Here is a 7,606-nt window from a genome sequence, read left to right as displayed (position 1 = left end):
CGCTGCTGCTGGGTATTCTGGCACTGATGGCGTTCGCCCTGATGGTGATGTACAGCGCCAGTGGTCAGAGCCTGCCGATGATGGAACGCCAGGCGGTACGCATGTGCCTGTCTCTGGGCGTGATGTTTATCCTCGCCCAGATTGCCCCGCGCCACTATGAAGCCTGGGCTCCCTACCTGTTCGGCGTCGGGTTGCTGTTGCTGCTCGGTGTCCTGTTCTTTGGCGAGGCGTCTAAAGGGGCGCAGCGCTGGCTGAACTTCGGCTTCGTCCGCTTCCAGCCCTCGGAGCTGATCAAGCTGGCGGTGCCGCTGATGGTCGCGCGGTTTATCGGTAACCAGCCGCTGCCGCCAAGTTTTCGTAATATCGTCATAGCCCTTGTCATGATATTCGTTCCGACCGTGCTGATCGCCAAACAGCCCGATCTGGGAACATCGATTCTGATTGCCGCCTCCGGGGTATTCGTCCTGTTCCTGTCCGGGATCAGTTGGCGGATCATCGGTGCTGCAGGAGTACTGCTCGGTGCCTTTATCCCTGTGTTATGGCTGTTCCTGATGCGCGACTACCAGCGTACCCGGGTTCTGACCCTGTTCAACCCGGAATCCGATCCGCTCGGTGCTGGCTACCACATCATCCAGTCAAAAATAGCCATCGGCTCGGGCGGCATGACCGGCAAGGGGGGGATGCAGGGAACCCAGTCCCAGCTGGAATTTCTGCCTGAACGTCATACCGACTTTATCTTCGCGGTTATTGCCGAGGAATGGGGTCTGATCGGGGTGATCTGCCTGCTCGCAATCTATCTGTTCATTATTGGCCGGGGACTGATGCTAGCCAGCCGTGCCCAGACAGCATTTGGCCGCATGATGGCCGGCAGTATCGTACTGAGCTTTTTTGTCTATATTTTTGTTAACATCGGCATGGTCAGCGGACTATTGCCGGTGGTAGGGGTTCCCCTGCCTCTGGTCAGCTATGGCGGAACCTCCATGGTTACCCTGATGGCGGGCTTCGGGATCCTGATGTCGATTCACACCCACAGAAAAATGTTGTCTAAGGCGACCTAAATGCGCGCGTATCCAATTATATTATTACTCCTACTGGCAGGCTGTAGCTCGGCACCGAGCAATGAGCGCTACGATATTGCCGATGATATCGCTCCTGAGTCGTCGCCGACTCTGGATCATATCGAAGATGCCCAGCCACGCTATGAAGCCAGGAGTCTTGCAGGCAACAAGGACTACACGCTACGTGGCCAGGACTACCAAATCGTTGATACCAGTACACCGTTTAGCGAAGAAGGCTATGCCTCGTGGTATGGCAAGAAGTTCCATGGCCATAAAACCTCGAACGGCGAGATTTATGACATGTACTCGATGACAGCGGCGCACAAGACCCTGCCCCTGCCGAGCTATGTCAGGGTCACCAATACCGATAACGGCAAAACGGCGATTGTCCGGGTCAATGACCGCGGTCCTTTTCATGAAGGGCGAATCATCGATTTGAGTATGGCGGCGGCAGTGAAACTCGATGTCGTCAAGCACGGTACCGCCCCGGTGAAGATTGAGCTGATCCAGATCCCCAAACCGGAATTTACCGACGAATGGCAAAGTGCCAACCCGCACTTTTATTTCGTCCAGCTAGCTGCCGTCACCGACGAGACCAAAGCCAAGCAGATGGCCACACAGCTAGAACAGGATTTTGCTACCCAGGTCGACCTGAAGAAAGCCGACTCGGCAGAAGTCTATCGCCTACGCCTCGGTCCCTATCTGGATCGTGACGAGGCCGTGCTTCAGCGAGACAAGGCCAAAACCACCCAGTTCCCGCAGGCCTTTATCATAACTTCGCAACGCGAACTGGAACAAAAATAACAATCTCGACTCTATCTACAACGGTCTTACACCAAATTAATGTCAGAGAACAGTAAGAATGCCAAACTTGCTGCCTTCGTAGGCGGCAAAACTGGTTCTAAGTTTTCAATCTGATATAGTGTGTAAAGTTTTTTTGCAATCGACAAATTAAGTTACAACTATCATGAAGAAATCTGCTGCACTTATTCGTTCTGTAGCTGTATCGGCGACTCTGCTAGCTTCAGCTTCTGTCGCAGCTGCACCAGCTGTAGTACCTGAAGCCCCTCAGATTGCGGCTAAGGGCTATGTCCTGATGGACTACAATTCCGGCAAAATTCTGGCCGGAAACAAAGAAAATGTTCAGATCCCACCTGCTAGCCTGACCAAAATGATGACCAGCTACGTCATCGGCCAAGAAGTCAATCGAGGCAACATCTCGATGGACGATACCGTAGTGATCAGCAAGAATGCATGGGCCAAAAACTTTCCAGGCTCGTCAAAAATGTTTATCGAAGTGGGCAGCGAAGTCAAAGTTGCCGACCTCAACCGCGGTATCATTATCCAGTCGGGCAATGATGCCTGTGTGGCAATGGCTGAGCATGTTGCAGGCTCTGAAGAGTCGTTTGTCGATCTAATGAATGCCTGGGCCAAAACGCTGGGTATGGATAACACCAATTTTGCCAATGTTCACGGCCTGGACAACCCGAGACTGCTCACAACGCCATACGATATGGCGCTGCTGGCTCAGGGCCTGATCCGTGATGTACCGGAAGAGTTTGCGATCTATAAAGAAAAATCATTCTCTTACAACGGCATTACCCAATACAACCGCAACAGCCTGTTGTGGGATAAGAGCCTCAATGTCGACGGTCTTAAAACCGGCCACACTAACAATGCCGGTTACAGCCTGGTCAGTACTGCGACCGAAGGCAAAATGCGCCTGATTTCAGTCGTCATGGGCACCAAGAGCCCGAATGCCCGTAAAGCCGAAAGCAAGAAGCTGCTGAACTACGGTTTCCGTTTCTTCGAGACGGTTTCACCGCACAAAGCCAACGAAACCTTTGTCACCGAGAAGGTTTGGATGGGCGATACAGATGAGGTGTCTCTGGGGGTTGACCAGGATACTTTCGTTACCCTGCCTCGCGGCCAGACCAAAGATCTGAAGGCAAGCTTCGTACTGGAAAAAGAGCTGAAAGCCCCTATTTCCAAAGGTGACGTTGTCGGCAAACTTTACTACCGCGTCGGCGAAGAAGATATTGCCGAGTACCCGCTGCTGGCGTTAAATGATGTTAACGAAGGTGGTCTGTTCAGTCGCCTAATTGATTATATTATGTTGCTATTCAAAGGCTGGCTGAGCTAATCCAGCTTACTGAAAAGCAATAGAAAGAGGCAACGGATGTTGCCTCTTTTTGTATCTGTCGCCCACCACCGCCACAGTCAGATGCTTGTTTTATAGCGGTTGAGCCATTAATATGCTCTGCTAAAACACAGTAATACCGAATGCAAAACCCTGGAGTTCAGAATGCAACAGCAAGAACAACCAAAACTAAAAGACCTACTCGAGTTTCCTTGTAAGTTTTCCTACAAGGTAATGGGTTACAACAAACCTGAACTACCGGATCTGGTTGTTGAAGTCATTCAGCGCCATGCACCAGGTGACTATACCCCGACGGTAAAACCAAGCGGCAAGGGTACCTACAGTGCCGTTTCAATTTCGATCACCGCAACATCGATCGAGCAGGTTGAGACGCTTTATAAAGAGCTGGGCGAGATTGATATTGTCCGTGTGGTACTGTAATACCGCAGAAAGTCCCTACAATTTGGTGGCTGTATAACTGTCCGCCAAGTTTTATAATGCACCCATGTGGTGTCATTAACCCAGGTGTAACCTGGTGACAATATGGGTGTTAAATTGCAAAAAACTATTATTATTCGGAACCTTGGTCGCCGAGACTACGAAGCAACTTGGCAGGCCATGCACGAATTCACAGATCAACGCGGTTCGGAGACAACGGACGAAGTCTGGCTGGTTGAACACAATCCGGTATTCACCCAGGGTCAGGCGGGAAAAGCCGAGCACTTGCTCGATACAGGCGATATCCCAGTCGTCCAAAGCGATCGTGGCGGCCAGGTAACCTATCACGGTCCGGGTCAGCAGGTTGCTTATATTCTGATTGATCTGCGACGTATTAAACTTGGCGTGCGCGACCTCGTCACTCACATCGAGAATACGGTAATAAACACTCTTTCCCGTTTTGGGGTTGAGTCCAATGCCCGCCCGGATGCTCCTGGTGTGTATGTCGACGGCAAGAAGATATGCTCACTTGGACTTCGTATCAGGCGTGGTTGCTCTTTTCATGGTCTGGCACTCAATATCAACATGGACCTGGCGCCATTTTTACGCATTAACCCGTGCGGCTATCAGGGGATGGAAATGACCCAGCTAGCAACAATGAATGGCCCATCTGAACTGGCAGAAGTTCAGCCTGTACTTATAGAAGAGCTAGTCAAACTGCTCGATTACCAGAGCGTTGAGTGGAAAACGGAAAGCAATTCATATGAGCAAACCAATTAAGATCGAACAAGGTGTCAAATACCGTGATGCCGACAAAATGGCGCTGATCCCTGTCCGTAGTGTGACAGAGGAAGCACCGAAAGAAGTGCTGCGCAAGCCGGAGTGGATGAAAATCAAGCTTCCGTCTGACAGCCAGCGTATTCAGGACATCAAGTCGGCGATGCGCAAGAACAACCTTCACTCTGTGTGTGAAGAAGCCTCTTGCCCGAACCTGGCGGAATGTTTTAACCACGGTACCGCAACCTTTATGATTCTGGGTGCAATCTGTACCCGTCGTTGCCCATTCTGCGACGTTGCACACGGCCGTCCGCTACCGCCTAATGCAGAAGAGCCAACCCAGCTGGCACAGACAATTGCTGATATGAAGCTGCGTTATGTTGTTGTCACCTCGGTTGACCGTGATGATCTGCGTGACGGTGGTGCCCAGCACTTTGCTGACTGTACCCGTGAAATCCGTGCCAAGAGCCCGGAGATTAAGATTGAAACACTGGTACCGGACTTCCGTGGCCGCATGGATCGCGCTCTGGATATCCTGCGCGATAATCCGCCTGATGTTTTCAACCACAACCTTGAAACGGCTCCTCGCCTGTACCGTAAGGCTCGACCGGGTGCCAACTACCAGTGGTCATTGGATCTACTGAAAAAATTCAAGGAAATGCACCCGGACGTTCCGACCAAGTCGGGCCTGATGATGGGACTGGGTGAAACCAAAGAAGAAATTGTCGAGGTGCTGAAAGATCTGCGCGCCCATGGTGTGACCATGCTAACGCTGGGTCAGTATCTGGCCCCTAGCCGCCATCACCTGCCTGTTGAGCGCTATGTGCCGCCTTCAGAGTTTGACGAGCTGAAAGAAATTGCCCTGGAGCTGGGCTTTACCCATGCAGCCTGTGGCCCGTTTGTTCGCTCTTCATATCATGCAGATATGCAAGCGAAAGGTGAAGAAGTGAAATAATCACTTCAAGCGCCGAAGCCTTCAAGCAATGGTTGCTTCGAGGAACACCTACAAAAAAACCGCTGCGGCATTGCCGAAGCGGTTTTTTTATCTTTTATCGTTGTCAAACAGCAGGCTAGCTGTTGTTGGCACGATCAATCGCGGCAGCGAAGACCGGAGCCAGGCTCTTCAGGGCTTCCTCTGTAACAGGTTTACCGTCGCTATCTGTCACATTCACAGATGTCCGGTTACCCAAATCACCTAGCTGGAGGTTGTAGGAACGGTCATCGAGCTGAATCGGCTTGGTTCCAAGCTCAGTCCAGAATGCATCATCCGGGGAACGGAACTTCACTTCCACCACACCCTGGGAACGGTTACGCCCCTCAACAGTAAAGCCAAGTTGTCCCAATAGGTCGGGCAGACGCTCCCAGAACACATTATATGGTGCGCGGGCAATAATGACCGGCAGACCGCTGCGGTCCTGACCCATTGAGATAGGGATCTGCTTGACCAGCTCCTGTGCACGCAATCTAGCCAACTCACGCTCCTGCTGATCATAACGTGCCGTAACCAGGTTGGTCATCAAAATGCTATAGCGTTCTTTGTTAATCGCTGACACTGGTTTCTCAACACCACCTTCACGCCAGTCAACCAAAGTGATCTTGTAGCTATTGCTTGCTGAACCGGAGGATTTCTCAATCCGGTATCGGCTGCCAACCGGGTTTTCCTCGTCCTCGTTGACCCAGTTCACCCAGTCTGTTTCCATCACATTGGCCGACTGGCTAAGTAGCTGGATATTCCGCTCGGCGATCAAGCGCTGTGTCAGCGTCCATACCTTGGTCAGCTCTTCAGGCTTTGCCAACAGCAGTGTGACACCGTCTGCATCCTTGACGGTGCGCGCACCGGGGATCAACGCAAGTACCTGTTGAGGCGGACGGATATCAACCGCGGGGCCTAGCTCGCCGGGAAAGCTCTGAACCGGAATCGCATAATCATTCACCTGGGATGCCTGAGCTCCACTCGGCAACGCCCACGATTCCAGCGGCTTTGTCTCAAGATAGGTAAAATCTTGATTTGCCTGGCGACGACGTTCTGCTCCACCGGAGCATCCCGCCAATGTGGCAACCATTACAGCAGTTACCGCCAGCCTGTATTTATAATTCATTAAGCTTCTGCGCTCCTACGCTCTAGCAAATTACGGCAGCACTTTGGCGTCCTTAAGCGCCTCAGTGACAGCAGGTTGTGCTGATTCGCTCAACTCAGTAAGTGGCAAACGCAACTGCCCGTGCTTAATCAAACCAAGTTGGTGAGCTGCCCATTTAACCGGAATTGGGTTAGATTCGACAAACAATGTCTTGTGCAGTGGCATCAAGCGCTCGTTAATCTCTCGTGCGGCATCAATCTGACCAGAAAGCGCCAACTTAAACATGGTTGCCATATCTTCCGCAGCCACATTCGCCGTAACCGAAATCACTCCGTGACCTCCCGCAGCAACAAAATCCAACCCGGTGGCATCATCGCCGCTTAGTTGGATGAAGTCTTCGCCACAAAGTTCCCGAGTTTTTTGTACTCGAGCTAAATCGCCGGTTGCATCTTTGATCCCGACAATATTATCGATCTTGGCGAGACGGGCGACCGTTTCAGGTAACATGTCAACGGCAGTACGTCCTGGCACATTATACAGGATCTGAGGCAATTCAGTGGCTTCTGCAATCGCTTTATAGTGCTGGTACAGACCTTCCTGGGTCGGCTTGTTGTAATAAGGCGTTACGCTCAGACAAGCTGCAACACCCGTGCCCGAAAAGAGTTTACTGAAGGTGATGGCTTCGTGGGTTGCATTTGCACCGGTGCCGGCAATGACCGGAATGCGGCCATTCGCAAATTCTAATGTTTTCAAAACCACCTTTACATGCTCATCAACCGTTAATGTGGCTGACTCGCCCGTGGTCCCGACTGCCACGATTGCATCTGTCCCTGCTGCAATGTGGTATTCCACCAGTGAAGCCAGACCTGCGTAATCAACTTCGCCGGCTTCATCCAATGGTGTAACTAGCGCTACCATGCTTCCTGAAAACATGTCCATCTCCCCTTAAAAATGAATACCAAGCAGCATAACTATCTACACTGATAGCGATGCTGCCTGGTGTATCCATGGTACTTTTCAGTTACAGTAAACTCAAGACAGGAGTATGTAAATCAGTGAAGTAAAACCAATCAGAGAGTTAATATAAAAGTGCGCTGCTTTCCACTTTTTGCAAG

At 51.4% G+C, this 7,606-nt stretch carries 8 protein-coding genes; 6 read left to right on the top strand and 2 right to left on the bottom strand.

The window, feature by feature from the left end; genetic code table 11:
- The first annotated feature begins 2 nt into the window (after positions 1-2).
- The 6 genes from rodA (at position 3) to lipA (ending at position 5,368) form a co-directional block, all read left to right on the top strand.
- Complete coding sequence (gene rodA / locus MHN01_RS10510) at positions 3-1,058, top strand: rod shape-determining protein RodA (protein WP_239411310.1); 1,056 nt, start codon at positions 3-5, stop codon at positions 1,056-1,058.
- A complete protein-coding gene (locus MHN01_RS10505) occupies positions 1,059-1,862 on the top strand; it encodes a septal ring lytic transglycosylase RlpA family protein (RefSeq protein WP_239411309.1) in 804 nt (267 codons plus the stop codon).
- A gap of 163 nt (positions 1,863-2,025) precedes the next feature.
- Positions 2,026-3,201, top strand: a complete 1,176-nt coding sequence (locus MHN01_RS10500; protein WP_239411308.1) for a serine hydrolase — start codon at positions 2,026-2,028, stop codon at positions 3,199-3,201.
- 162 nt (positions 3,202-3,363) lie between these two features.
- The gene (ybeD, locus tag MHN01_RS10495) at positions 3,364-3,639 is read left to right on the top strand and encodes a DUF493 family protein YbeD (protein WP_239411307.1); all 276 of its coding nucleotides are present in this window, start codon (positions 3,364-3,366) and stop codon (positions 3,637-3,639) included.
- A 102-nt stretch (positions 3,640-3,741) separates the two neighbouring features.
- A complete protein-coding gene (gene lipB / locus MHN01_RS10490) occupies positions 3,742-4,416 on the top strand; it encodes a lipoyl(octanoyl) transferase LipB (RefSeq protein WP_370646487.1) in 675 nt (224 codons plus the stop codon).
- Complete coding sequence (gene lipA, locus MHN01_RS10485) at positions 4,400-5,368, top strand: lipoyl synthase (protein ID WP_239411306.1); 969 nt, start codon at positions 4,400-4,402, stop codon at positions 5,366-5,368. The genes lipB and lipA overlap by 17 nt, the downstream gene beginning before the upstream one ends.
- A gap of 115 nt (positions 5,369-5,483) precedes the next feature.
- Here lipA and bamC read toward each other — a convergent pair whose 3' ends face one another.
- Positions 5,484-6,512 (bottom strand): outer membrane protein assembly factor BamC, encoded by a 1,029-nt coding sequence (bamC, locus tag MHN01_RS10480; RefSeq protein WP_239411305.1) that lies wholly within the window; start codon positions 6,510-6,512, stop codon positions 5,484-5,486.
- A 30-nt stretch (positions 6,513-6,542) separates the two neighbouring features.
- Complete coding sequence (gene dapA, locus MHN01_RS10475; protein WP_239411304.1) at positions 6,543-7,424, bottom strand: 4-hydroxy-tetrahydrodipicolinate synthase; 882 nt, start codon at positions 7,422-7,424, stop codon at positions 6,543-6,545.
- Positions 7,425-7,606: the final 182 nt, after the last annotated feature.

The organism is Photobacterium sp. OFAV2-7, from assembly GCF_022347985.1.
Classification (GTDB): domain Bacteria; phylum Pseudomonadota; class Gammaproteobacteria; order Enterobacterales; family Vibrionaceae; genus Photobacterium.
The sequence above is the reverse complement of the archived record's forward strand: the minus strand, read 5'-3'. Positions and strand labels throughout refer to the sequence as shown.

What these genes read in the sequence shown, in the direction of transcription:
- MHN01_RS10505 (WP_239411309.1), top strand. Translation starts at nt 1,059, where the DNA reads ATGCGCGCGTATCCAATTATATTATTACTCCTACTGGCAGGCTGTAGC.
- MHN01_RS10500 (WP_239411308.1), top strand. Translation starts at nt 2,026, where the DNA reads ATGAAGAAATCTGCTGCACTTATTCGTTCTGTAGCTGTATCGGCGACT.
- ybeD (WP_239411307.1), top strand. Translation starts at nt 3,364, where the DNA reads ATGCAACAGCAAGAACAACCAAAACTAAAAGACCTACTCGAGTTTCCT.
- lipB (WP_370646487.1), top strand. Translation starts at nt 3,742, where the DNA reads ATGGGTGTTAAATTGCAAAAAACTATTATTATTCGGAACCTTGGTCGC.
- lipA (WP_239411306.1), top strand. Translation starts at nt 4,400, where the DNA reads ATGAGCAAACCAATTAAGATCGAACAAGGTGTCAAATACCGTGATGCC.
- bamC (WP_239411305.1), bottom strand. Translation starts at nt 6,512, where the DNA reads ATGAATTATAAATACAGGCTGGCGGTAACTGCTGTAATGGTTGCCACA.
- dapA (WP_239411304.1), bottom strand. Translation starts at nt 7,424, where the DNA reads ATGTTTTCAGGAAGCATGGTAGCGCTAGTTACACCATTGGATGAAGCC.